The sequence below is a fragment of the Devosia sp. Root436 genome (assembly GCF_001426345.1).
In the GTDB taxonomy this organism is placed as follows: Bacteria; Pseudomonadota; Alphaproteobacteria; order Rhizobiales; family Devosiaceae; genus Devosia.
Map to the genome: position 1 here is coordinate 1 of NZ_LMEM01000009.1, position 23,586 is coordinate 23,586.

General features: G+C 64.7%; 24 protein-coding genes. 7 read left to right on the forward strand and 17 right to left on the reverse strand.

The features are described from left to right. Positions 1–224: 224 nt before the first annotated feature. The 6 genes from flhB to flgB all read right to left on the reverse strand — a co-directional run bounded on the left by flhB (position 225) and on the right by flgB (position 3,812). The gene (gene flhB, locus ASD04_RS05045) at positions 225–1,307 is read right to left on the reverse strand and encodes a flagellar biosynthesis protein FlhB (protein WP_056253498.1); all 1,083 of its coding nucleotides are present in this window, start codon (positions 1,305–1,307) and stop codon (positions 225–227) included. A 109-nt stretch (positions 1,308–1,416) separates the two neighbouring features. After that, the gene (gene fliR, locus ASD04_RS05050) at positions 1,417–2,184 is read right to left on the reverse strand and encodes a flagellar biosynthetic protein FliR (protein ID WP_056253501.1); all 768 of its coding nucleotides are present in this window, start codon (positions 2,182–2,184) and stop codon (positions 1,417–1,419) included. 2 nt (positions 2,185–2,186) lie between these two features. Then, positions 2,187–2,453 carry a flagellar biosynthesis protein FliQ gene (gene fliQ / locus ASD04_RS05055; RefSeq protein ID WP_056232176.1) on the reverse strand — a complete coding sequence of 89 codons (267 nt, stop codon included), beginning with the start codon at positions 2,451–2,453 and terminating at the stop codon, positions 2,187–2,189. Between the two features lie 154 nt (positions 2,454–2,607). Beyond that, positions 2,608–2,943: a flagellar hook-basal body complex protein FliE gene (gene fliE / locus ASD04_RS05060; RefSeq protein ID WP_200940234.1), complete on the reverse strand. Its 336-nt coding sequence runs from the start codon at positions 2,941–2,943 to the stop codon at positions 2,608–2,610. Between the two features lie 35 nt (positions 2,944–2,978). Continuing rightward, positions 2,979–3,389, reverse strand: coding sequence for a flagellar basal body rod protein FlgC (flgC, locus tag ASD04_RS05065; RefSeq protein WP_056253503.1), 411 nt, complete (start codon positions 3,387–3,389; stop codon positions 2,979–2,981). Between the two features lie 15 nt (positions 3,390–3,404). After that, a complete protein-coding gene (gene flgB / locus ASD04_RS05070; protein WP_056253507.1) occupies positions 3,405–3,812 on the reverse strand; it encodes a flagellar basal body rod protein FlgB in 408 nt (135 codons plus the stop codon). Positions 3,813–3,993: 181 nt separating this feature from the next. Here flgB and ASD04_RS05075 point away from each other — a divergent pair, with 181 nt between their 5' ends. Both ASD04_RS05075 and fliP read left to right on the forward strand, forming a co-directional pair. Further along, positions 3,994–4,659 carry a flagellar biosynthetic protein FliO gene (locus tag ASD04_RS05075; RefSeq protein WP_056253511.1) on the forward strand — a complete coding sequence of 222 codons (666 nt, stop codon included), beginning with the start codon at positions 3,994–3,996 and terminating at the stop codon, positions 4,657–4,659. Between the two features lie 46 nt (positions 4,660–4,705). Further along, positions 4,706–5,419, forward strand: a complete 714-nt coding sequence (gene fliP / locus ASD04_RS05080) for a flagellar type III secretion system pore protein FliP (protein ID WP_244488277.1) — start codon at positions 4,706–4,708, stop codon at positions 5,417–5,419. Positions 5,420–5,566: 147 nt separating this feature from the next. Here the strand turns inward: fliP and ASD04_RS05085 are convergent, their stop codons facing one another. The 5 genes from ASD04_RS05085 to ASD04_RS05105 all read right to left on the reverse strand — a co-directional run bounded on the left by ASD04_RS05085 (position 5,567) and on the right by ASD04_RS05105 (position 12,260). Beyond that, a complete protein-coding gene (locus tag ASD04_RS05085) occupies positions 5,567–8,899 on the reverse strand; it encodes a hypothetical protein (protein WP_162245107.1) in 3,333 nt (1,110 codons plus the stop codon). 157 nt (positions 8,900–9,056) lie between these two features. After that, complete coding sequence (locus ASD04_RS05090) at positions 9,057–10,124, reverse strand: hypothetical protein (RefSeq protein ID WP_056253517.1); 1,068 nt, start codon at positions 10,122–10,124, stop codon at positions 9,057–9,059. Continuing rightward, a complete protein-coding gene (locus ASD04_RS05095; RefSeq protein WP_056253519.1) occupies positions 10,121–10,552 on the reverse strand; it encodes a DUF6468 domain-containing protein in 432 nt (143 codons plus the stop codon). Before ASD04_RS05095 ends, ASD04_RS05090 begins: the two co-directional genes overlap by 4 nt. After that, positions 10,549–11,742, reverse strand: a complete 1,194-nt coding sequence (fliM, locus tag ASD04_RS05100; protein ID WP_056253522.1) for a flagellar motor switch protein FliM — start codon at positions 11,740–11,742, stop codon at positions 10,549–10,551. Before fliM ends, ASD04_RS05095 begins: the two co-directional genes overlap by 4 nt. Beyond that, on the reverse strand, positions 11,742–12,260 hold the full coding sequence (locus ASD04_RS05105; protein WP_056253525.1) for a flagellar basal body-associated FliL family protein: 519 nt from the start codon (positions 12,258–12,260) through the stop codon (positions 11,742–11,744). The genes fliM and ASD04_RS05105 overlap by 1 nt, the downstream gene beginning before the upstream one ends. Before the next feature lie 291 nt (positions 12,261–12,551). Here ASD04_RS05105 and flgF point away from each other — a divergent pair, with 291 nt between their 5' ends. From flgF to ASD04_RS19690, 5 genes are all read left to right on the forward strand, one after another. Continuing rightward, complete coding sequence (gene flgF / locus ASD04_RS05110; protein ID WP_056255418.1) at positions 12,552–13,289, forward strand: flagellar basal-body rod protein FlgF; 738 nt, start codon at positions 12,552–12,554, stop codon at positions 13,287–13,289. A 15-nt stretch (positions 13,290–13,304) separates the two neighbouring features. Next, complete coding sequence (gene flgG / locus ASD04_RS05115) at positions 13,305–14,090, forward strand: flagellar basal-body rod protein FlgG (protein ID WP_056253527.1); 786 nt, start codon at positions 13,305–13,307, stop codon at positions 14,088–14,090. A gap of 14 nt (positions 14,091–14,104) precedes the next feature. Then, positions 14,105–15,049, forward strand: a complete 945-nt coding sequence (gene flgA / locus ASD04_RS05120) for a flagellar basal body P-ring formation chaperone FlgA (protein WP_056253530.1) — start codon at positions 14,105–14,107, stop codon at positions 15,047–15,049. 19 nt (positions 15,050–15,068) lie between these two features. Next, positions 15,069–15,806 (forward strand): flagellar basal body L-ring protein FlgH, encoded by a 738-nt coding sequence (gene flgH / locus ASD04_RS05125; RefSeq protein ID WP_056253533.1) that lies wholly within the window; start codon positions 15,069–15,071, stop codon positions 15,804–15,806. Positions 15,807–16,061: 255 nt separating this feature from the next. Continuing rightward, a complete protein-coding gene (locus tag ASD04_RS19690; RefSeq protein ID WP_200940251.1) occupies positions 16,062–16,220 on the forward strand; it encodes a hypothetical protein in 159 nt (52 codons plus the stop codon). Here the strand turns inward: ASD04_RS19690 and mraY are convergent. From mraY to rsmH, 6 genes are all read right to left on the reverse strand, one after another. After that, positions 16,217–17,302 (reverse strand): phospho-N-acetylmuramoyl-pentapeptide-transferase, encoded by a 1,086-nt coding sequence (gene mraY / locus ASD04_RS05130; protein ID WP_056253536.1) that lies wholly within the window; start codon positions 17,300–17,302, stop codon positions 16,217–16,219. The two genes, ASD04_RS19690 and mraY, sit on opposite strands and share 4 nt — an antisense overlap. A 27-nt stretch (positions 17,303–17,329) precedes the next feature. After that, positions 17,330–18,721, reverse strand: coding sequence for a UDP-N-acetylmuramoyl-tripeptide--D-alanyl-D-alanine ligase (gene murF / locus ASD04_RS05135; RefSeq protein WP_056253537.1), 1,392 nt, complete (start codon positions 18,719–18,721; stop codon positions 17,330–17,332). 156 nt (positions 18,722–18,877) lie between these two features. After that, complete coding sequence (locus ASD04_RS05140; protein ID WP_082531006.1) at positions 18,878–20,320, reverse strand: UDP-N-acetylmuramoyl-L-alanyl-D-glutamate--2,6-diaminopimelate ligase; 1,443 nt, start codon at positions 20,318–20,320, stop codon at positions 18,878–18,880. Between the two features lie 24 nt (positions 20,321–20,344). Further along, positions 20,345–22,054 carry a penicillin-binding protein 2 gene (locus tag ASD04_RS05145; protein WP_056253540.1) on the reverse strand — a complete coding sequence of 570 codons (1,710 nt, stop codon included), beginning with the start codon at positions 22,052–22,054 and terminating at the stop codon, positions 20,345–20,347. Then, positions 22,054–22,437, reverse strand: a complete 384-nt coding sequence (locus ASD04_RS05150) for a hypothetical protein (protein ID WP_056253543.1) — start codon at positions 22,435–22,437, stop codon at positions 22,054–22,056. The genes ASD04_RS05145 and ASD04_RS05150 overlap by 1 nt, the downstream gene beginning before the upstream one ends. Continuing rightward, the gene (gene rsmH / locus ASD04_RS05155) at positions 22,434–23,435 is read right to left on the reverse strand and encodes a 16S rRNA (cytosine(1402)-N(4))-methyltransferase RsmH (RefSeq protein WP_056253545.1); all 1,002 of its coding nucleotides are present in this window, start codon (positions 23,433–23,435) and stop codon (positions 22,434–22,436) included. The genes ASD04_RS05150 and rsmH overlap by 4 nt, the downstream gene beginning before the upstream one ends. Positions 23,436–23,586: the final 151 nt, after the last annotated feature.

Consider the following 23,586-nt stretch of genomic DNA (forward strand, 5'->3'; position numbering starts at 1 on the left):
GGGGGGGGGCCAAGGTGTGCAGGATTTGGCCCCGATGCCGCAGTCGACACCCTCCCCCTTGTGGGGGGATCAAGGGTGGGGGTGGGCCACACGCACTGAGTTGGCGGAGAGATACCCCCACCCTGCTCGATTCAACGGACTTAGCTGACGCTAAGTCCTATCTCGCTTCCCTCCCCACAAGGGGGAGGGTGGGTTCGGCGGCCCTTGCACCATCGGGGCCATAATCAGTTCGCCTTCCACCCTGCCCCGCGCTTGAGGCGCATGACGAAGCCGATGACTTCGGCGACGGCCTTGAAATGTTCGTTGGGGATGGCGTCGTCGACATCGACGCTGGCGAACAGCGCGCGCGCCAGCGGCGGGTTTTCGACGATGGGCACGTCGTGCTCCCTGGCCAGTTCGCGGATGCGCAAGGCCACGGCATCGGCGCCCTTGGCCACGCATCTGGGGGCTTTCATGCCCTTGTCGTATTTGAGCGCCACGGCAAAGTGGGTCGGGTTGGTGATGACCACGGTGGCATCGGGGACCGCCGCCATCATGCGCCGGCGCGAGCGTTCCTGGCGCAATTGGCGCAGCTTGCCCTTGATATGGGGGTCGCCCTCCATCTGCTTGTATTCGTCGCGCGTCTCCTGGACCGTCATCATCAGCTTCTTCCACCATTTCTGGCGGACATAGAGATAATCGGCAAAGGCGATGACGGTGACGATGGCCAGCACCGCCACGAAAATCTTGATCCCGATTTCCTGGAAATCGGCCAGGATCATCAGTGGATCGGCCGTCATCATGGTGTCGAGCCGGTCGCGCTCGGGCCACACCACCATGATGACCACGGTGCCGACGATGCCGATCTTGAGCAGGCCCTTGCCGAAATTGACCAGCGACTCGATGGAGAAGAGCCTCTTGGCCCCGGCCAGGGGCGAAATCTTGGAGAGCTTCGGGGTGATCGGCTCGGCTGAAAACAACGGCCGATGCTGGATCAGGTTGGCGAGGATGGCGCAGGTCGAGAGTACGACGAGCGGTATGAGCACGGTGCCGATCAGTGCCAGCGCCAGCCCGTTGAAGAAGGCCGCAAAGCCCGCCCCGCCCAGCTCGAACTGGTCGGCATTCATGATGATGAGCTTGAGCGATTCCGACAGGCTGGCGGCGGTGCCCGGCGCCATCATGGCGAAGATGGCGGCCGAGCCGAGCAGCATGAACCAGGTGACCACTTCCTGGCTCTTGGCGACATCGCCCTTCTTGTGGGCGTCCTCAAGCTTCTTCTGGGAAGGGTCTTCTGTTTTGGCGTCCTGTTCGGGGGCCTCGCTAGACATCAGGATACCCCGCTATCCACGTAATGACGGCCTGCGAGCGGCGATTGGCTGCACGCCGGTTCTCGCCCCCCCCTCTCGGCTCGTCCTGACGTGGATTTCGGGGCACCCTCTAACCCCTCCACATGGCGAGATGGGCTTCGAAATGGCTGAGATACCAGCCCATCATCATGGTGAGGAGCATGGCGAACAGCACGAGGCCGATCATGATATTGGCCGGCATCAGCAGGAAGAACACCTGCAAAGCCGGCATGAGCCGGGCGAGGATGCCGGCGCCGAGATTGAAGACGAGCCCGAAGACGATGAAGGGCGCGGCCATCTGGATGCCCACACTGAATGCGCCCGACACGGTGCGGATCGCCAATTGGGCCGCGTCGTCGAACATCAGGGGCGTATCGAGCGGAAACACCACGTAGCTGTCATAGGTCGCGGCCAGGGCCACATGATGCAGGTCGGTGGCGAAGATCAGCACCATGCCCAAAAAGCTGAGGAAGCTGCCGAAGATGGCGCCCTGCACGCCGACCTGGGTCGGATCGGCCGCCATGGCGCTGGAAAGGCCGGTCTGGAAGGCGATAATCGCCCCGGCCACCTGCGTCGCCATGACAGTGATGCGAACGATGGCGCCCAGCATGATGCCGATGGCCAGTTCGTGAAAGATGAGGCCGACAATGTTCATGAAGTCGGCGGGCATCGCGGGCATGCTGGCCGACAGCAGCGGATAGACCACCAGCGTAAAGGCCAGCGCGAAGCTGAGGCGCATGCGCATCGGGATCATGTCCTCGCCGAGCGCCGGCATCAGCATGAGGATGGCGCCGATGCGCGTGAACAGCAGGATATAGATAAAGGCCGTATCGGGCAGCCAATCGAGGCCGACGGTCACGCTCAGCCGCCCACGATGATCATGTCGACCACGCGGTTCATGTAGCCGCCCATGGTGGCACCGAGAAACGGCAGGGTCAGCAGCATGGTGACGAAGATGGCGATGATCTTTGGCACGAAGACCAGGGTCTGTTCCTGGATCTGGGTCAGCGCCTGGAACAGCGCGATGATGACGCCGACGACCAGGCCCACCAGCATCATCGGCGCCGACACGATGATCAGCGTCCAGATGCCGTCGCTGGCTATGTCGAGAACTTCTGCGCCGGTCATTGTCGGTTCCTGCCGGACGAATCGTCGTCCGCGGTCATTGTACGCCTGCCGCGTCATTCCCGCGAAAGCGGGAATCTCCCTTTCCACCCAGTACCGAGGGAGATTCCTGCTTTCGCGGGAATGACGCAAGGACTGGGCGAGACAATGGTGGTTCCTAGATCGGCATCCGCATGATTTCTTCGTAGGCGGAGATGACGCGGTCGCGGACGGTGACCATGCTTTCGATGGCCATTTCGGTCTCGCTGAGGGCCGTCACCATGTCGACGACATTGGCCTTGCCGTTGACCATGTCGATGGCCATCCGGTCGCTGGCCGCGCCGGTATCGACCACGCCCTGCACCTGCTGGGCCAGCATGTCGGCGAAATTGGTGCCATTGCCGCCCGAGGTCATGGCGGTGAGATCGGTCTGCGGGCGGGCGGCCTGGTTGATCAGCCGGCTGGCATTGCCATAGGCGGCGGTGGCGGCGTTAAAGGGGGTATTGATGGCCATCTATTGCTCCTGAACTCTCTCGTCGCGCTTCCCCGTCAGCCGCGCAGGATGTCGAGCGTGCGCCCGAGCATCTGTCGCGTGACGGTGACGACGTTGAGATTGGCCTCGTAGGTGCGCTGGGCCTCGCGCATGTCCATCGCCTCGATCAGCGGATTGACGTTGGGATATTGCACATAGCCGCTGGCGTCGGCGGCCGGGTGGCCGGGCTCGTAGCGCGAGGTGAAATCGCTCATGTCATAGGCGAGATTGCCCACCTCGACGATCTTGCCGCCGACATCGGGATCGAAGCTCGCCTCGAAGGTCGGGATGCGGCGGCGATAGGGTTCGTCCCCCGGCGCCTTGCCGGCGGAATCGGCATTGGCGAGGTTTTCGGCGATGACGCGCATGCGGGCCGTCTGGGCGTGAAGCCCGGTAGCGGCGATGCGGAGCGATGAATTGAAGTCCATGTGGCGCTAGCTCTCTCAGGCCTGCCGGCCCAAGGCCGTTTTGAGGATCTTGATCGATTTCTGGTAGAGGCTGGTCGCGGCCTGGTAGTCCATCAGGTTGGTCGTGACCTTCATCATCTCGTCTTCGAGCGTCACCCCATTGCCTTCCGGGGTGATCTCGAAATTGGCCATGCGCTGGGCGTCAAAGGCGCCCCCTTCGCTGCTGGACACGGAAAAGTGCATGGGCTGGGTCGCCGAGGTGGTGACCGTGGCGGCGGAAAAGCCGGATTCTCGATCGGCAAAATCGTACTGGGCCAGGTCATGCCCGCGATAGCCGGGGGTTTCCGCATTGGCCACATTCTCGGCCAGGAGGCCTTGACGGGTCTGGTGCCAGCGCATCTTGTCGGTGAGCGCCGAAAAGACCGGCATGTTCATGAGGCCCATTGGCCGAGTCCCCCGGAGTCGCTTTAAGCGCGGCGTGATGGGCAAATCTTGCCGACCTATGGTTAATCAAGCGTTAACCCGAGCGGTTTAGGGCAGCTGCAGCCTCGCATTCTGCACATTTGCCTTATGTGATAGGCAATATATGCCGCCGGATTCGGGCGGAACGCGATTTGGAGCCGACATGCAATTCATCACCAGCCTGTTCAGTGGCTCAGGCAACAGTTTCCTCACCGCGATCTTCGCGCTCGGCGCGGTCATCGTGGCCATCCTGCTGGTGCTGTGGCTGCTCAAGCTGCTGTTCCGCGCCTCGGGCAATGTCACCCGTGGCCGCAACCGGCGGCTGGCGGTGGTGGATTCGCTGGCGCTCGACCCCAAGCGGCAATTGCTGATCATCAGGCGGGACAATGTGGAACACCTGATCCTCACCGGTGGCGCGCAGGATGTGGTGGTGGAAACCGGCATTGCCGTGGAAGAGACTCCGGCGGCGCAGCCGACGCGGCGCCCCATCCCCATGGTGGCCACCCGCAAGCCCGCGCCGGCCAAGGCCGCGCCCGCCGCCCCGGCGCCCGTCGTGGTGGTGCCGCCCGCCGAACCGGCCCCCGCGGCTCCCGGCACCGCCATCGAGCGCCTGCGCGACCTGGGGCAGCCCACCAACAAGCGCGCGCACCTGTCGCTGCGCCATACCGGTCTGCTCCGCCCGGTCAGCGAAATGGAAATGCCGGTTTCCCCCGAAAACTCGTCCCCTCCGGTCGTGCCGGCCGCCGACTCAGCTAAAGAGGACAACGCGCGGCATGACGTAGAAGGCACCGACCTTGTCGAGGACAACAGCGAGGCAAACCGGAACTGAGGCGCTGCCGTCGCGCCTGCGGCGGCTCACACCCTATGCCGGCCTCATTGCCTTTGCGCTCGCGGCGCTGATCCCGACCATCGCCTTCGGCCAGGACGTGTCGATCGACTTCGGCGACGACACGACGATCACCGAACGCGCCGTCCAGATCATCGGCCTCATCACGCTGCTGTCGCTGGCGCCGTCCATCCTGGTGATGGTCACCAGTTTCACCCGCATCGTGGTGGTGCTGTCGCTGCTGCGCACGGCGATCGGGCTGCAGACGGCCCCGCCCAATTCGGTGATGGTGTCGCTGGCACTGTTCCTGACCATCTTCGTCATGCAGCCGACTTTGCAGCAGACCTATGACCAGGGCATCGCGCCGCTGCTGGCCGGCGACATCGAGATCGCCGAGGCGTTTGAGCTGGGCAGCGCCCCGCTGCACGAATTCATGCGCGCCAATGTGCGCGAGCAGGACCTGACCCTGTTTTTCGACCTGACCGATGCACCGGTGCCCGACGAGCCCGAGGCGATCCCACTGCAGCTGCTGATCCCGGCCTTCATGATCTCCGAATTGCGGCGTGCCTTCGAGATCGGATTCCTCCTGTTCCTGCCCTTCGTCGTCATCGACATGGTGGTGGCATCGGTGCTGATGAGCATGGGCATGATGATGCTGCCGCCGGTGGTGATCTCGCTGCCGTTCAAGCTGATCTTCTTCGTGCTGGTCGATGGCTGGTATCTGGTGGCGGGATCGCTGGTGCGCAGTTTCGTGAGTGGGTAGCGGGGTACGCTCAAGGTTAGCCATACTCGCGATGTCACCCCGGCCTTGAGCCCGGGCCCATCTCGAGATCCTGCCGAATAAGACCATCTCAGGATGGATCCCGGCTCAAGGCCGGGATGACACCGAGTTTGCGGAAGCTGCCAGGAGCTACAGGCTCGCCAGGCCCGCGCTCGGCTCGGCGGCGTTGATGGGGGCCAGGGCGCCTTCGCCGGCATAGGTTTCGCGATAGGAGGCCAGGAAGGCGTTGATGCCGCCGACATCGGCGACCTGGCTGGCCACGGCCTTGAATTCGAGGCTGGTGACGGCGACCTGCCCGGTGACCAGGTCAAACATCGGCCATTCCGGCGTCACCACCATGGCATCGCCGAACTTGGCACGCAGGCGCGACAGCCCGAAAGCGTCGCCCGACAGGGCAAAACCGACAGCGGCCTTGATCAGCCCGAGCCGCACGGGCTGGCCCAGGGGCACACCGGCGGGCTGCTCGGCATAGAGCGCCTCCAGCATCTCGCTGGCCCGGTCGTAACGTTTGGCCTTCCAGTGCGCGTCGATGCGCAGCAGGGTCGCGTCGCGGCCATCCATATCGCGCAGCAGATCGAGCGCCAGCTGGTCGCGGCCACCATCGATCATGGCGCGGGCTTCGAGAATGCGCCGCTGGCGCTGCAGCGATTCCGGCAAATCCGGCAGCCGCGTCTCGTTGAGCACGCGCAAGGCCTCCTGTGGCCGGCGATCGGCCAGGTAGATGACGGCCAGGTCGGCGGCGATCTGGGTGCGGGCGACACCGCGCAGGCGGTTTTCGAGCTGGTATTCGAGCAATTCGGCCGCCTGCGCCAGCAGGTCGACGCGCACCAGCCGGCGGGCCAGGTTGCGGATCATCTCGTCGCCGCGGGCGCCGGGCGGCGTCAGCTGGCGGAAATCGTAGTAGAGGCTGAGCGCATCGATGGGGCCCAGCGAGTCGGCGACGCCATCGAGGAACAGCTCGCTGAACATCTGTTGCGCCGTGTCGCGCAGGGCATTGACCGGCGGGCTCTCGGGATAATTGGCAACGGCCTGCCGCACGGTTTCAAAGCCCTGCCGGTAGTCGCCATCGCGGAAATAGAAATCCGCCAGCATGGTCTGCATGTCCGCTTCCAGCGGGTTGCCCCGCCACAGCAGCGATTCCGCCGACAGCGTATCGGTGGCCTTGGCCAGGTCGAGCGTGCCCTGCTCGTCGAGCAGGCGCAGGGTGCGATAGATGGCCTCGGCCCGCGTGGGACGGATATCTGCGGCGATCACCTGGCCATAGGTGTCGATCGCTTCCGAAATCCGGTCGCGGCCCTCGTCGATCCGGCCCGACATCAGGTGATAGAGGCTGGAATCCTCGGGATCGAGGCTGGCGAAGTCGATCTGGTTGAGGAAACGCTCGGCCAGCGCCATGTCGTCGGTCTCGACGGCGGCGCGCAGGGCGGCGAAGTAGAACTTGTTGCGGACCCAGAGCGGATAATTCTCGACGATGCTGTTGGCTTCGATGGCGTCGAACCGCGCGCCCTTGAAATCGTAGGATTCCACTCGGGCCATGGTGCGCCACAGCAGCGCGTCGAGCTCCTGCCCGACGCCGGTGGAATTGAGGATGCTGAGCGCATCGGCCGGGCGGTTGGCCAGTGTATCGGCAATGGCGCGCGTTATGCGCAGCTTGCGCGTCAGGTCTTCGGCCTCGAGCTCGGATTCCATCACATCGAGGACCCCCAGCGCTTCGTGGGCAAAGCGGTTCGCGACATAATACTGCGCCAGGTCCAGGCGGGCGATGTCGCGCTCCCTGCCCTCGCCATCGGCCGCCGCGACCAGCAGGGCCTCGACGTGATCGTTGAGGACGCCGAAGTCCTTTTCTTCCAATGCCCCCAAATCCACGAAACTGCCGCGCAGGCTTTCGGTAATGCCATTGCCGATGGTGCGCGGCGCATCGACCGCCGAGACGGTGAGCCCGCCTGCGGTGGACAGCACCGCCAGATCGCTTTCGAGGGCAATGTCCAGCTCGGGGCTTTTCGGCTTGATGACGAGGCCATGCACGCTCCGCAGGGCGGAGAATTCGACATAGTCGAGCGTGCGGGTCACGCCGCGCGCGGGCGGATAGGCGGTGACGACCTTGAGCATGTCGCCCACCAGCGGGTCGCGGAAATCGTGAATGCGGGCCGGACGCGCCACATCGGCCACGACCTCGAAATTACCCTCGATGTCGCGGCGGCGGCTGAGCTCGATCGGCTCGGTCGGCGTCAGCATGATGTCGCCCAGCGACAGCACCCAGGCCATGCCCTCCGAGCCGAGCGTCGCCAGCCGATCCTGCGACAGTTCCACTCGAACGACCTGCGTATCGCCAGACGTCACCACGGCAAATTCCCTGGCCAGGGCATCGAGTTCCTCGGAGTGATCAGGCGGCAGGATGCCCGAGACGGTGTCAAACATCATCCAGACCGTGTCGCCGCGGCGGAACACGGCGGCCGGCGTATCCTGCTCGAACGGAAACACCACGCGGACGGTCGAGCCCAGCACGCTGACAAACGGCGTCACGGTGCGCGCCGCGCTTTCGGGGAAGAGCTTGTCGACCTGGGCCTCGTCGGGCCCGCCGGGCGTCTCGACCTCGGGCTCGGCCTCCGCCGCCACGCCATCGGCCAGGCTGGCGGCGGTAAAGCTGGGCAGGCTGACCCCGGCAATATCGATATCGAGAACGAACTGGCGCGGCGAATTTTCATAGAAGCGCGGGGTGATGCCCTCGGCCAGGGTCAGCGACACCATGGCGCCATCGGGGCTGACCGCGCTTTCCACGGAGGCGATTTCGGGGGGCAGATTGACCGCCAGATCGCGCAGGTCGACGCCGACAGGCCATTCGAAGGCGATATGGCTGACGTCGCCTTCCTGGACATATTCGGCCGTCGTCGGCACGGTCCAGTCGAACTGGATGCGCATGAAAGTGGGGTTGCGGCCAACCCGGACGCTGGCCCGGGGGTCGAGCTCCACCACATCGGCAGCCTTGCGCTCGCGCTCGGCACGGATGGCGGCGAGCCGGGCCCGCTCGGCCAGCTCGTCGATGATTTCCTGCGGCAGAGCGGGCGGCATGCCCTGCCAGGTGGTCGGCAACAGATCGATGAAGAGCTTTTCACCGGCCTCGATGCGATTGAAAGTGAAGGCCGAGCGCAGGCCCAGGCGCAGCCCCATCCCGTCCGGATCGACGCGCGCCACCGACAGATACTGCCCCATCGTCGTACCGACATCGGGCAGGATGACCGACACCTTCTCGTCGAATTCGAGGGACAGCACACCATTCTCGATGCGCATCGTATAGTCGGGGAGGTCGTCACGGCCGGGAAAGCTGAGGATCAGGCGGCCATAGCCGTCTTCCTGCGTGGCGAAGAGCTGGCCCTGTTCCTGGGCGAAAACGGGCGCAACCAGGCCCAGCACCGCGATAGCGCCAACCAGGACGGCCCGCCTCGCGTGCCGCAAACCAGCCATGATTGCGGTCTTCACCGGCTTCTGCCCGCCCGACGCACTCTGTGCGTCTCATGGCGAAGCCTTCGGCTCCGGGATCACAAAACGCATGGGTTACACATATTCTGTGCCGACCCTATCGCTCCGTGCTTAACGTCACCTTACGCCGAACGATAAAGCATTATTGACCCACGATCTGCGGCAAGGCAGCCAGATCGTCGGGTGTCATTTCGGTTGCCGGCTTGTCCGCCAGCGCCGCCATCTGCACCGTCAGTTCCTGCGCTCGCGCCGGTAACATTTCCGCCAGGATCGGCGCCATCTTGCGCGGATTCATGGTCTTGGCGACGCGCAGCAGCACCTCCATGTCGAGCTCGTTGAAGATATTGGCGGCGTCCTTGGGCCGCATGGCCTCGTACATCGCCACGATGCCGGCAAACTGGCCGGTTTCCATTTCGGTGCGCTGATCGACCAGAGTGGAAATCTGCGCTTCCAGGGCCTCAAGCGTCGATGCCCGCTCCGCGATGCGCTTTTCGGCGGCATCGACGATGGAGGCGCGCAGCGCCAGATCGCTCTCATATTGCTGCAGCTCGGTCCGGCGGGCGGTCAGCCGCTCGAGCAGCTGCTGTTCAGTCGCCGATACGCCATCGGCGCCGGCCAATGGCACGACGTCGCCACCCGTCGTGATCTCCATGGGCACCACATCGCCCGAAGGCAGGCAATCGGCGGCCATCTGGGCAGCAAAGCTGCCTTCGGGCACGGGCGCGGGTTCGGCCTTGGCCTGCCCACCGCTGGCAAGCTCGGTGGACATACCCTGCAGGACCACTTCCCCGCTATCGGTGATGGTGGCGTCGGATTCGACGCAATAAATGCTCGACGCAGCGCCGGGGACCGCCATGTCGGGGGCCGGCGCCGCGCCGATGGCCGGCAGAGCCGCTTCAACCGCCGCATCCCCGCCTTCGGCTGCGGGCGCGCCATGATCGCTGCTCGCCTCGGCCGGCTGCTCACCGATGGTCGGGGCGGAATCGGCGAGGGTGGGGCTGGTATCTTCCATGGTCGGCTCGCCCACCGGCGTCACCGTCAGATCGGCCTCGGTGGTTCCCGCCTCGCTGGCGCCACTGGCGCCTGCCGCCTGCACCACGCTGACGCCGCCGAGCACATAGCTGCCATTGGTGACGAGACCCAGGGTCTTGAGCACCAGCAGGGCGGCAATGGCCATGACGACGACAGGGAGCAGGCGAATCCTGGTCACGCGGCAACTCCGCGGGTCCGCACACGCGCCGAAAGCTGCTCAAGGGCAGACTGCACCTTGTTGGGCTGTTCCACCGGCTCGATGGCCTGGCTGTGGCGGGCAACGCTGGTGATCTTGGCGATACGCTCCATCAGCACCGTGCCGGCATTGACGTGATTGGCCAGCTCGATGCCGAAGCGCTCGGCTTCCTCGAGCCGCGAATTGAGCGACAGGTCGGCCTCGACGGCCGTCTGCTTGAGCTCCTTGATCGCCTGGTTGGCGAGGTTGGTGGCCCCCACCAGGTCGGCCACCATCTGGCGCATCACGTCCTTGTCGGCGTGCAGGCGCTTGAGACGCTGGTTGAGCACGATGCAATATCCGATTGTCAGCGCGAGCAGGACGGCGACGGCGCTTTCCACGAGCAGCCCGAGAGGCAAGCCGAACATCATCGTTGTTGTTCCATTTTCTCGTCAATCGCCTCGAAGGCCGCCATGGTGACCTTGGGCGGGTTAAGCGGGCGCGACACCCGCACGGATACGTGGTTGCCGATATGGCCCATGATGGCCTCGGTGAGATCGACATCGCCGCAGCGCAGCCGCACCGGATCGTTGGGCGACCGCTCGAACATCACGGTGTCGCCCGGCTTCATCGCCAGCATGCGCGAGAGCGGGAGGTCCTGCTCATGCAGCACCGCTTCGATCTCGACATCGGCGGCATAAATCTCGGTCGCCAGGTGGCCTTCCCAGATCGGGTCGCGGCCGAACTTTTCACCCATGAACATCTGCAGCAGTTGTTCGCGAATGGGCTCGATGGTGGCGTAGGGCAGCAGAATTTCGATCTTGCCGCCGCGATCGTCCATCTCGATGCGCAGCTCGATCAGGATAGCGGCATTGCCGGGCCGCGAAATGGCAGCGAAGCGCGGATTGGTCTCCATGCGCTCGAGCTTGAAATTGACCTGCGTCACCGGCTCGAAGGCGCGATGGGTATCATCGAGGATAAGCTCGATCATCTTGCGGGCCAGCGCCATTTCGATGGTGGTATAGGGCCGGCCCTCGACGCGGATATTGCCACCGATGCGGCGGCCGCCCAGCAGCACGTCGATCATGGAGTAGATGAGGCTGGAATCGACCGTCAGCAGGCCATAATTCTCCCATTCCTCGGCCTTGATGACCGAGAGAATGGCCGGCAGCGGAATGGAATTGAGATAATCGCCGAAGCGGACCGACGAAATCGAGTCCATGGTGACTTCGACATTGTCGGAGGTGAAATTGCGCAGGGAGGTCGTCGCCAGCCGCACCAGGCGGTCGAAGACGATTTCGAGCATCGGCAGGCGCTCGTAGCTGACCAGCGCCGAATTGATCAGGGCCTGGACCCCGGTCAGCTCGACATTGCTGCCCACGCTGGCGTCAAACCCGAGCAGGCTATCGATTTCGTCCTGGTTGAGCACCCGGTCGGGGCCACCCTCGCCGTCGCCATTGTCGCCCTCGAGCATCGCTGCCCATTCGGCGGCGGCGGCGGCCGCGCGCTCGTCGTCGGTCATATCGTCGTCGCTGACGACATCGGCCATGCTGGCGCCGGGGGCCGTATCATCGAGCCCCCAGTCTTCGGCGAGTTTGTCCTGCTCGGTGGGGCCCGCCATTACTGCACCAGAATTTCCTTGAACAGGACGGATTCGACGCGGCTTGGATAGATCGCCACATTGACGCGGCGCAGCAGCTCTTCCTTGAGGCGATAGACCCCGGCGGACCCCTCGAGGTCCGAGCGGCGCAGTTCGCGCAGGTAAATCTGGAAGGCATCGACCACCTTGGCCATGCGCGGCTGGATCTCGAGCATCATTTCCTGATTGGCGACTTCGAGCGCGATGGTGAGCTTCATGAATGCGCCGCTCTGACCGTTCTCGTCATGCAGGTTCACGATCATGGGCGGCAGGTTGAAGATGAAGGTATGGCCCGCCGCAGCCGCAGCCGCAGCCGCTTGCTCGTCGGCAGTTGCCGCGCCCTCGGCGTCCACCGCCGGCGCGGAGGAGGATGACAGGAAGAAATAGAGCCCCGCCCCGCCCAGCAGCACGACGATCGCCGCCGCACCGATGATGATGAAGAGCTTCGGGATCCCCTTCCGGGCTGGGGCACCGTCTTCAAGGTCTGCTTCAGCGGCCATGCCAACCTGCCAGAATATGAGGCTTTTCCGGACGATTCCGGCTGTTCGTCCAGCTAAGCGCCCGATGGTTAACGATTGGTTACAAACTGACCCGAAGCGGCAAAATTTGCCGGGCAGCTTTTGCCTGCCCCGGAAAGACTAGCGCAGCAGGGCTAACCCCGCCTGATCGCTATCTCTTTGATTTTATTAAATTTCACCGGCTGGCATGGTTTCTGCAATGTGAATGGCGAGGCCGTTTGCTTGGGGAAGTGGGCAGTCTCGGGGACGTTAACATTCCGGGGATCAGCAATGATCGAGAATGCGCAACTGATCAGCCTGTCCAGGCAGATCGCGCTGCAGCGGCAGATGGATGTGGTGGCCAACAACATGGCCAACATCAACACGACCGGCTTCAAGGCAGAGAATATCCTGTTCGAGGAATATGTGATGCCGGTCGCCCGCGACCAGGATTTCCCGCGCCTCGACCAGCCCCTCTCCTATGTGCAGGACTGGGCCACGATCCACGATCTGGCCGGTGGCGCCATGGTGCAGACCGGCAACGATCTCGATGTCGCCCTCAATGGCGACGGCTTCTTTGCCGTGCAAACGCCTGGCGGCGAACGCTGGAGCAAATCCGGCGCCTTCCAGCTCAGCGCCAACGGCACCCTGGTCGACCTCAACGGCAATCCGGTGCTCGGCGAAGCCGGCCCGATCCAGTTCGGCCCCGAGGAAAACGGCATCCTGATCGCCGCCGACGGTTCGGTCAGCTCCAGCGCCGGCCCCAAGGGACGCCTCCGTCTCGTCGAATTCGCCAATCCGCAGGAACTGACCCGCGAGGGCAACAACCTGTTTGCCGGCGGCACGCCGGTCGCGGCTACCAATACTAGGGCCATGCAGGGCTTCGTGGAGCGCTCCAACGTCTCGGGCGTCTCCGAAATGGCCGAGATGATCCGCGTGACCCGCGCCTATGAATCGGCCGCCAACCTTGCCCAGAAGCAGGATGAACTGCGCCGCAGCGCCATCCAGCGCCTTGGCGACGCCAACAGCTAACCCTGAGGATATGCCATGAAAGCCCTCTATATCGCATCGACCGGCATGAGCGCCCAGGAACGCAACGTCGAAGTCATTTCCAACAATATCGCCAACATGCGGACCACCGGCTACAAGCGCCAGCGCGCCGAGTTCGAGGACCTGCTCTACCAGCAGGTCACCCGCGCCGGCTCGCCGACCTCGGACCAGGGCACGCTGATCCCGGCCGGCCTCGAAATCGGTTCCGGCGTGCGCACCGTCTCCACCCCGCGCGTGATGAGCCAGGGCACGGTCAACATCACCGAGCGCGAACTCGACGTCGCGGTGCGCGGTGAAGGCTTCTTCATGGTACAGCTGCCCGATGGCCGTACCGGCTACACCCGCGACGGTTCGTTCGAACGCTCGCCCGAGGGCGAGATCGTGACCTCGACGGGCTACCCCATCGATCCGGGCATCACCATTCCCGGCACCGCCGACGGCGTCGCCATTTCGCCCGACGGCATGGTCAGCGCCTATCTCGACAATGACACCACCCCCACCCAGCTCGGCCAGCTCCAGCTGGCGCGCTTCGTCAACAAGTCGGGCCTCGAATCGATGGGCGACAACCTGTTCCTCGAAACCGCCGCCAGTGGCCCGGCGCAAGTCAGCGTGCCCAATACCGACGGCGCAGGCGACCTGCTGCAGGGGTATCTGGAAATGGCCAACGTCAATTCCGTCACCGAAATCGCCGACCTCATCGCGGCCCAGCGCGCCTACGAGATGAACGCCCGCGTCATCTCCGGCGCCGACCAGATGATGCAGGCCACGAGCCAGCTGCGTTGATGGGAGGGGTGAAGATGATCCTGCGTTCCGCTATCGCCATGACAGCCGGCCTGATGCTGTCAGGCGCCGCCTGGGCCAGCCCGGTCCTCAGGTCCGATATCGTGGTCAGTGCCGCCATCGTCACGGTCGGCGACATGTTCGAGGATGCCGGCGCGGCCGCCGAACAGGCGCTGTTCCGGGCGCCTTTGCCCGGCACCAGCGGCCTGGTGGGCCTCGCCGATATCGACGCCGCCCTGGCGCGCATCGGCATCGACACATTCGACGCCGGTGGCCTCGACGGCGTGCGCGTCTCCCGCGCTGCAGCCGTCATCGACGAAGCCGCGCTGTCCGAGCTGATCGCCGCCGATCTGGCCGCCCGCGGCATCCTGGGCGCCGGCATGAGCGTCGATACGCTGTTTTCGGCGCCGGTGCAGCCGCTCAATGCCGAAGCGGTGGCGCAGCCGGCCAGCATCATCAGCCTGCGCTACCTGCCCGGCACCGGCGCCTTCACCGCCCGCTTCGCCATTGCCGGCATCGCCCAGCCGCTGGATCTCAGCGGGACGATCGAACTGATGATCGAGGCCCCGCATCTCAATGCCAGCCTGCCTGCGGGTACCCTGCTGACGGCCGGCAATATCGAGATGCGCCCGGTGCCGCTGAAATTCGTCGAAAGCACCGGCGTCCCTCGGCTGGAAGACGTGGTCGGCAAGGCGCTGGTGCGGCAGAGCCGCGACGGCATGATGCTGAAGCCCGCCGACGTCGTCGTGCCCCTGCTGATCAGCAAGAATGACCCCGTCACCATCTACTTCCGCCAGGGCCCGATGACGCTGACCGTCAAGGGCCAGGCCGTCACCGGCGCCGTCTCGGGCGCGCCCATGCAAGTTCTCAACCTCATGTCCAAGCGCGTCATCAGCGCCACCGCCATTTCCGCGGGCGCCGTCGAAGTCAGCGCCGACCCGCTCACCGTTGCGGGCCTCTAAGCCTCAGGAGACCAGACCCATGAACCTTATCAAGATAGCCACCCTCCTGACGCTTGCGGCCAGCCTTGGTGCCTGCAGCACCATGGACCAGCTTGCCAGCATCGGCCAGGCGCCGCCGCTGACCGCCATTGCCGACCCAACCACCACGGCGGGCTACCAGCCGGTGCATATGCCGATGCCGGAAGCGATCGCCGACACCTACCAGCCCAATTCGCTCTATCGCACCTCGGCCAAGGGCTTCTTCAAGGATGAGCGCGCCCACCGCATCGGCGACATCCTGACGGTGATGGTGACCATCGACGACAGCGCCCAGATCGCCAACACCACCCAGTCGAACCGCACCTCGACCAATTCGGCCGGCATGGGCGGTATCTTCGGCGCCGCCGTGGACAATCTCAGTGGCGGGGCCATCGACCCGTCCGCCGCCATCGACTTCGAATCCGGCCTCACCAATCGCGGCAACGGCTCGGTCAACCGCTCGGAAAGCCTGGAGACGTCGGTCGCCGCCGTGGTGACCCAGGTACTGCCCAATGGCAACCTGGTCATCGAGGGGCGCCAGGAAGTGCGGGTCAACTTCGAAGTGCGCGACCTCATCGTCGCCGGCATCGTGCGGCCCTCCGATATCCAGGCCAACAACACGATCCTGTCCTCAAAGATCGCCGAGGCCCGCATCTCCTATGGCGGCCGCGGCCAGATCACCAACATGCAGCAGCCCCGCTATGGCCAGCAGGCCATGGACGCCATCCTGCCCTTCTAGCAACGCTACCGTGGGGCCAACGCGCTTCCGGCGCCAATTGACTCACCACGGCGAGTTGCCAACAGCCTTCCCTGCCGCCGCATTCCCCCAATGGCGCGGCAGGGCTCCCCGGCAGGCCAGAATGGCCCTGCCCGGCCGGCTCCAGAACAGGCCCGGCCTTAAAAGAGGCGCAGCCCCCGGCTGCGCCTCTTCCCCTTTTCAGGGAACGTATCGGGCCTGCTATGGTTGACCCCAGCAGTGAACAAGGAGATTGCCATGTCCATGGGCGCAGGTATTGCCGTGGGGATCGCCATTGGCGTCGCGATCGGTGCCGCGATGGATAATGTCGCGATGGGGATCGGCATCGGCATTGCGATCGGCATCGCCATGGGCGGCGCCTGGCAGGCCTATGACAGGAACAAGCCGAAGGATTAGCGCAGCTTGAGGCTACTCAGCCCGATCAGCGCCAGCACGAAGGAGATGATCCAGAAGCGGATCACGACCTGGCTTTCGGTCCAGCCGAGATGCTCGAAATGGTGGTGGATCGGCGCCATGCGGAACACGCGCTTGCCGGTGAGGCGGAACGAGGCCACCTGCACGATCACCGACACGGTTTCAAGCACGAACAGCCCGCCGATAATGGCCAGCACGATTTCGTGCTTGGTGGCGATGGCTATGGAGCCCAGCGCGCCGCCCAGGGCCAGCGAGCCGGTATCGCCCATGAATATCTGGGCCGGTGGAGCGTTGAACCACAGAAAGCCCAGGCCTGCCCCGATCAGCGCGCCGCAGACCACCGACAGCTCAGCCGTGCCCGGCACGTAGTTGAGCAACAGATAGTCCGAGAAGGTCACGCTGCCCACGAGATAGGCGATGAGCGCGAAACATGCGGCGGCAACCATGACCGGCACGATGGCCAGGCCATCAAGACCATCGGTGAGGTTGACCGAATTGCCGGCCGCCACGACGACGAAGCCGCCGAACAGGATGTAGAAATAGCCCAGGTTGAGCGCCAGGTCCTTGACGAAGGGGAACAGCAGCGAGGTGCCGTAGCCGCCCGAAGACAGCTGGGACATGGCGAAGGCGGCGATACAGCCGATCAGCGCTTCGAGCAGCAGGCGCTGCTTGCCGCCGAAGCCGGCATGGCTCATGCGCTTGACCTTGAGATAGTCGTCGTAAAAGCCGATGGCGCCGAAGCCGATCGTCACGAACAGCACTACCCAGACATAGCCATTGGCGAGATTGGCCCAGAGCAGCGTCGAAAACACCGCGCCCGACAGGATCATCAGCCCGCCCATGGTGGGAGTGCCCTTCTTGGTCAGCAGGTGGCCGGCCGGACCATCCTCGCGGATCGGCTGGCCCCGCCCCTGCTTGAGGCGCAGCATGGCGATCATCCCCGGTCCGAACAGGAACACGAAGAACAGCGCGGTGATGACGGCGCCCGCAGTGCGGAAAGTGATGTAGCGGAAGACGTTGAAGGCCGCGAACGCTTCGCCCAACTGGCCGAGAAAGTACAACATGAAACGGAGAGTCCTCGTTGGCTGGGATCAGTTGTCTTCGAACTGCTTGCGGATCCGGTCGACGATTTCAGCAAGCCCCACGCCGTTGGAGCCTTTGACCATAAGAGCGTCGCCATAAGCAAGATCGTTGAGCACGATGTCCCCCATCTCTGCGGCCGTCTGTGTATGCGCGGCCACACGGCCCGGCCCCAGGGCCCCGGCCAGCGCCGCCATTGCGGGACCGACCAGGTAGACCCGCTCGGCCCCCGACGCGGTGACGGCGGGCATCAGGCTGGCATGCAGGCTCGCCGATTGCGGACCCAGTTCGAGCATGTCGCCCAGGATGAGTATCTTGCGGCCATCAGGCGCCGCCTGCGCGGCGAACACATCGAGGGCCGCCATCATCGAGGCGGTATTGGCATTGTAGCTTTCATCGATCAGCAGCAGCGGCCGCTCGGATGGACCGAGCAGGCGTCGTTCGCCACGGCCCGGCTGCGCGCCGAACCCGGCCAGCGCTCGCAGGGCCACCGCAGGCTCGACGCCGGCCAGATGCGCTACCGCCAATGCCGCCGTGGCATTGGCGACCATGTGGCGGCCGGGCACGCTGAGCACCAGCGCGTGGCGCTCGCCCGCATGCTCGATGGTGGCAAAGCTGCGATCGGCGGCGGTTTCCACCTCGATGATGCGCCAGTCGGCGCCGCGCGCTTCGCCATAGGTGACGATATTGGTGACGCCAGCCGCATTGGCTTCATCGAGCAGCACGGCAAGCTGGGCGTGGTCGGCATTGAGGACGGCGGTGCCATCGGGCTCCAGCCCGGCGAAAATCTCGGCCTTGGCGCGGGCAATGCCGTCAAGCGAGCCAAAGGCTTCCAGATGTGCCGGCGCGATAGTGGTGATGACGGCGACATGGGGCCGGACCAGTTGCGCCAGCGGCCGGATTTCGTCCGGCCCGCTCATGCCCATTTCGAACACGCCGAACTGGGCGTCTTCGGGAAAGCGCGCCAGCATCAACGGCACGCCCCAGTGATTGTTGAAGCTCTTGATCGAGGCATGGGTGGCGCCTGCCGCCTCGAACACCATGCGGATGGCTTCCTTGGTCGTGGTCTTGCCGACGCTGCCGGTGACGCCGACCACGATGGCCCGGCTGCGCGCGCGCGCGGCCCGGGCAAGGTCGCTGAGGCCCGCAAGTGCATCGGGGACGACAATGCGCGCTTCGCCCTCGCCCCGGCTGACCAGGGCGGCGACGGCGCCATTTTCCAGCGCCTTGTCGACGAAATCATGCCCATCGAAGCGGTCGCCCTTGATGGCGACGAACAGCGCATCGGGCCCCAGCTCACGGGAATCGATGGAGATGGAATTGATGGATGTGGATGGATCGAGCGTGGTGGAGCCGCCGGTGGCGGCAAGGATGTCGGCGATGGTGTAGAGGGGGTGGGTCATCAATGGCGCCCGCGAACTGGATGCGGCTCCTCTCCCTTGACGGGGGAGGTTGGGAGGGGGTGATGGGAGCCACGATATCGGGGCTTACCGTCCCCCACCCCAGCCCTCCCCGCAAGGGGGAGGGAGTGGGATCGAGTATGCGGATCGCTCAAAATCTTACCCCTTGATCGCCTCCGCCACCACTTCGTGGTCGGAGAAATGCGTCTTTGTCGTGCCGACGATCTGGTAGTCCTCGTGTCCCTTGCCCGCGACGAGCAGGACGTCGCCGGACTTGAGCCCCTTGACCGCCTCGGTGATCGCCGCCTTGCGGTCGCCGATTTCCCTGGCGCCCTTGGCCGTGGCGAGGATTTCCGCGCGGATGGTCCTGGCATCCTCGGTGCGCGGATTGTCGTCGGTCACGATCACGTTGTCGGCAAGCTCGCTGGCGATTGCGCCCATTTGGGGGCGCTTGCCCTTGTCGCGATCGCCGCCGCAGCCGAAGACCACGGTCAGCTTGCTGGTCGCATAGGGACGCAGCGCCTCCAGCGCCGTCTTGAGGGCGTCCGGGGTGTGCGAATAGTCGATGAAGACCGCCGCGCCATTATGCTCGGCTACCAGCTCCAGCCGCCCCTTGGCGCCCACCAATTCGCTGAGCGCCGGGAAGGCCTGGGCCTTGTCGACGCCGCTGGACATGGCCAGCGCCGCCGCCACGATGGCGTTGCTGACCTGGAACTCCCCGGTCAGCGGCAGGTGGAAGCTGAGCTTCTCGCCAACATGACGAACCTCGACGCGCTGGCCATAGCCCTCGGGCTTGATATCGAGCACTTCGATATAGGCGCCCTCGCGGCCCACCGTCAGCAGCGTGGCGCTGGCGCCGAGCGCTGCGAACATGAAGGGCTCGTATTCCGGGTCATCGACATTGACGATCGCCGCGCCGCCATCGACCAGCAGGTCGGTGAACAGGCGCAGCTTGGCGTTGCGATAGGCGTCCATGTCCTTGTGGTAGTCGAGATGGTCGCGGCTGAGATTGGTAAAGGCGACGGCCTCGAAATGGATGCCGTCGAGCCGGCGCTGTTCGAGCCCGTGGCTGGAGGCCTCAAGCGCTACATGGTTGATGCCCTGGGCCTTGAGCGCCCGCATCGACTGATGCAGCGTGCGCGAATCCGGGGTGGTGAGGCTGCCATCGATATGGCGCGTCGCCGTATCCACGCCCAGCGTGCCGACACTGGCGCCGGCAATGCCGGCATAGTGCCAGATCTGGCGCACGAAGGCGGCGACAGAGGTCTTGCCGTTGGTGCCGGTGACGGCCACGGTGATTTCCGGCTGCGGCTCGAAAATGCGCGAGGCGGCGCGGGCATAGGAGGCCCGCACATCCTTGACGATGATGACAGGCACGCCGGGGTCGCCTACGGGCGCGCTGTCGCTGATGACAGCCAGGGCGCCGCGCTTGACCGCGTCGGCCACGAACTGGTTGCCATGCACATTGGCGCCCGGCAGGGCGAAGAATATGTCGCCAGGCTCGATCCGGCGACTGTCGGAATTGAGGCCGAATACGGCGCCCAGGCCCTTTTTTGGGCGGGCGCCGGAGCCTTCGAGCAGTTGTGTTACGCTGAGTGACACGGCGATGAATCCTTCTGGATCAATCTATCTGAGGACGGAGGGAACGAGATTCTGGTCCAGAATCTCGGAGAAATCGGGGGCGATGCCAAGCATCGGCGCAACACGCTGCACGATGCGGCCGGTCACCATGCCGGCATTCCAGCCGGCGGTGGTGCCCGATTGGGCGTTTTCCAGCTTCGGCTCGTCCACCATGATGATCATGGCATAGCGCGGATTGTCGAGCGGGAAGGCCGAGCCGAAGAAGTTGGTGACCTTGTTGGACGAATAGCGGCCATCGACCACCTTTTCGGCCGTGCCGGTCTTGCCGCCGACGCGATAGCCCAGGGCTTCCTTGTTCATCTGCGAGCCGGAACCTTCCAGCGCATTGAGGCGCATCAGGTAGCGGATTTCCGCGCTCGTCTCGGGCTTCAGCACGCGGCGATAAAGCGCCTCGGCCTCGGCAATGTCGCGCTTGTAGAGCGTGGGGGCGATATAATTGCCGCCGTTGACGAAGGCGGCATAGGCCGTAACCATGTGCAAAGGCGACACCGACAGGCCATGGCCGAACGAGGCCGTGGCGGCGCCGACATCGGAAAATTCCTTGGGCACAGTCGGCAGGCGCATTTCCGGCAGCTCGAACGGCACGCGTATGTCGAACCCCATCGTGGTGAGGAAGGCGCGATAGGCCTCCTTGCCCATGGCCTGCATGACGCGGATGGTGCCGATATTGGACGAGTATTTGTAGACTTCCGGCAGGCTCAAAATGCGGTGCTTGCCGTGGAAATCGTCGATGGTGAAGCGGCCGAAGCGGATGCCGAAGCGCGCGTCGAACTGGTCGTTGATGGTCACCGAGCCGCTATCCAGCGCCGCCGCCATGGTGACGGTCTTGAAGATCGAGCCGGGCTCGAAAATACCCGCCGTAATGCGATTGAAGCTGTCCTTGACCAGAGCTGTCGCCGGATCGTTGGGATCGAAATCGGGCAGCGAGGCCAGCGCGATGATCTCGCCGGTATGGATATCCATCATCACCCCGGCCGCGGCGATGGCCTGGTAGCGGGTCATGGCATCCACGAGCTGTTCGTGCATGACATGCTGCACGCGCATGTCGACGCTGAGCTCGACCGGCGCCAGCGCATTGCCGCGCGCCAGGCCCAAATCCTGCAGCAGGGCGACATTCTCGCCATCCATGTGGTTCTCGATGCCCGATATGCCCTGGTTGTCGATATTGGTCGACCCCAGGATATGGCTGGCCTCGGTCATGCCGGGATAGAAGCGCTTGGATTCGGTGATGAAGTCGATGCCCGGAATACCCAGGCGCATGACTTTTTCCTGGATAGCGGGGCTGAGCTCGCGCTCCACCCAGACGAAGCCCTTGTCGCCGGTCAGCCGGTTTCGCAGCCAGGCCTCGTCGAGTTCGGGCAGCACGGTGCGCAGCTTGCGCACGGCCTCCTCGACATCGATGATGCGGCGCGGCTCGGCGAACAGCGAGGGCACGCGGATATCGACGGCCATTTCGAGGCCGTTGCGATCGAGAATCGGCGGGCGCGTCGCGGTGATGACATCGCGCGCCTGCCCTTCGATGGTGGAATCCTGCACCACCATGCCCAGTTGCACCAGCCTGCCCCCGACCAGGCCGAAGCCCATCACCAGCGCCAGCACCATCCAGCGGATGCGCGCCTGGGTGAGGTTGCCGCGCACCTTGCGGGCACCGTCGAGCGAGATGGTGGGGCCGAAATCTTCTGCGGTAACGGCCATTATTCGATCCCCTCCACCTCGAGGATGGCATCGATCGGGTCGACGCCGGCTGCCAGGGATTCAAACAGGGAGTCCATGGCTGCTGTATTGGGCTTGGCCGGGCGCATCGGCAGGTCGGCAAAGGCGCCGAACTGCTCCTGCTTCACCGGCGCGATGGCCAGCGCCATTTCATGGCGGCGCACGATGGGCTCGATATGGCCGGGCTGGCTCAGCACCGCCTCGTCGGCCTTGACCAGCGAGAGCTGGCCTTCCTGGCTGTCGATCTCGGCAATGAGGGCGGTGCGAATGCTGGCGGTGTTCTCGATGGAGAATTTGAGCGCATAGACCCCGGCCAGCATCAGCGCGCTGGTGAAGATCAGGATGATGTTGAGGTTGCGGATCATGCAGCGCCCCGCACCTGGGGAACGCTGAGGCCATCGAAGCGCACCGGGCGCGCCGCGGCGCCGGAACGGGTGGCGGCGCGCAGGATGGACGAGCGGGCACGTGGATTGCGGCCAAGTTCGGCCTCGCCCGGCTTCTGCGCCTTGGCGACCTCGACCCAACGCCGTTCCTCGCCCACCACCTGCGGCAGATGCCGGGACTGCGCCGGACCGCCCTTGTCGGGATCGAAGAAGCGCTTGACGATGCGATCTTCCAGCGAATGGAAGGTGACGACGGCGAGCCGACCGCCTTCGGCCAATAGCCGCTCGGCGGCGAACAGGGCTTCCACCAACTGTTCGAACTCGGCATTGACGGCGATGCGCAGGGCCTGGAACGACCGGGTCGCCGGGTGGGCATCCCCCGGCTTGCGGCCAATGGCCTTTTCGATGATGCGGGCCAGCTCCAGCGTCGTCCCGATCGGTGCGGTCTCGCGCGCGGCGACGATGAACTGGGCAATGCGGCGTGACTTGCGTTCCTCGCCAAAGGCATAGAGCAGATTGGCCAGCGACTCGGCATCAAGGGTGTTGACGAGATCGGCGGCGCTTTCGCCCGCCCCGCTCATGCGCATGTCGAGCGGCCCCTCGCGCATGAAGGAAAAGCCGCGCTCGGCCTGGTCGAGCTGCATGGAGGAGACGCCGATATCGAGCACCACGCCGTCGATCGGGCCATGCTCGGCGGCGAGGCTGTCGAGCTCGGAAAACGTGCCGGCGACAAAGATGAAGCGGCCTTCGAATTCGGCCATCAGCGCGTCGGCATAGGGTGTGACGGAGGGGTCGCGATCGATGGCGATGACCACGGCGCCCGCCTCGAGCAGCGCCCGCGAATAACCACCCGCGCCAAACGTGCCATCGACAATGCGCTTGCCTGAGAGCGGGGACAGCGCCGCAAGAACCTCGTCCAGCAGGACAGGAACATGCGGGCCAGTATTCTGGCTGGTTTCGGGCACGGAACGCTTGCCCATAAAGGTCACTACTCCACTCCCGGCCAAGCAAGCCGGTTCGTAAACTTCCCCGCACTTTGCGTCACGACGCTTAAGATTCTATTTCCCATTAGCGGTTTGGCGGCGGATTTGCGGGTTCCGGTGGAAAAGCGCGGCATAAAATCGGCCACTC

What these genes read in the sequence shown, in the direction of transcription:
- flhB (WP_056253498.1), bottom strand. Translation starts at nt 1,307, where the DNA reads ATGTCTAGCGAGGCCCCCGAACAGGACGCCAAAACAGAAGACCCTTCC.
- fliQ (WP_056232176.1), bottom strand. Translation starts at nt 2,453, where the DNA reads ATGACCGGCGCAGAAGTTCTCGACATAGCCAGCGACGGCATCTGGACG.
- fliE (WP_200940234.1), bottom strand. Translation starts at nt 2,943, where the DNA reads ATGGCCATCAATACCCCCTTTAACGCCGCCACCGCCGCCTATGGCAAT.
- flgC (WP_056253503.1), bottom strand. Translation starts at nt 3,389, where the DNA reads ATGGACTTCAATTCATCGCTCCGCATCGCCGCTACCGGGCTTCACGCC.
- flgB (WP_056253507.1), bottom strand. Translation starts at nt 3,812, where the DNA reads ATGGGCCTCATGAACATGCCGGTCTTTTCGGCGCTCACCGACAAGATG.
- ASD04_RS05075 (WP_056253511.1), top strand. Translation starts at nt 3,994, where the DNA reads ATGCAATTCATCACCAGCCTGTTCAGTGGCTCAGGCAACAGTTTCCTC.
- ASD04_RS05085 (WP_162245107.1), bottom strand. Translation starts at nt 8,899, where the DNA reads ATGGCTGGTTTGCGGCACGCGAGGCGGGCCGTCCTGGTTGGCGCTATC.
- ASD04_RS05095 (WP_056253519.1), bottom strand. Translation starts at nt 10,552, where the DNA reads ATGATGTTCGGCTTGCCTCTCGGGCTGCTCGTGGAAAGCGCCGTCGCC.
- fliM (WP_056253522.1), bottom strand. Translation starts at nt 11,742, where the DNA reads ATGGCGGGCCCCACCGAGCAGGACAAACTCGCCGAAGACTGGGGGCTC.
- ASD04_RS05105 (WP_056253525.1), bottom strand. Translation starts at nt 12,260, where the DNA reads ATGGCCGCTGAAGCAGACCTTGAAGACGGTGCCCCAGCCCGGAAGGGG.
- flgG (WP_056253527.1), top strand. Translation starts at nt 13,305, where the DNA reads ATGAAAGCCCTCTATATCGCATCGACCGGCATGAGCGCCCAGGAACGC.
- flgA (WP_056253530.1), top strand. Translation starts at nt 14,105, where the DNA reads ATGATCCTGCGTTCCGCTATCGCCATGACAGCCGGCCTGATGCTGTCA.
- flgH (WP_056253533.1), top strand. Translation starts at nt 15,069, where the DNA reads ATGAACCTTATCAAGATAGCCACCCTCCTGACGCTTGCGGCCAGCCTT.
- ASD04_RS19690 (WP_200940251.1), top strand. Translation starts at nt 16,062, where the DNA reads ATGTCCATGGGCGCAGGTATTGCCGTGGGGATCGCCATTGGCGTCGCG.
- mraY (WP_056253536.1), bottom strand. Translation starts at nt 17,302, where the DNA reads ATGTTGTACTTTCTCGGCCAGTTGGGCGAAGCGTTCGCGGCCTTCAAC.
- murF (WP_056253537.1), bottom strand. Translation starts at nt 18,721, where the DNA reads ATGACCCACCCCCTCTACACCATCGCCGACATCCTTGCCGCCACCGGC.
- ASD04_RS05145 (WP_056253540.1), bottom strand. Translation starts at nt 22,054, where the DNA reads ATGGCCGTTACCGCAGAAGATTTCGGCCCCACCATCTCGCTCGACGGT.
- ASD04_RS05150 (WP_056253543.1), bottom strand. Translation starts at nt 22,437, where the DNA reads ATGATCCGCAACCTCAACATCATCCTGATCTTCACCAGCGCGCTGATG.
- rsmH (WP_056253545.1), bottom strand. Translation starts at nt 23,435, where the DNA reads ATGGGCAAGCGTTCCGTGCCCGAAACCAGCCAGAATACTGGCCCGCAT.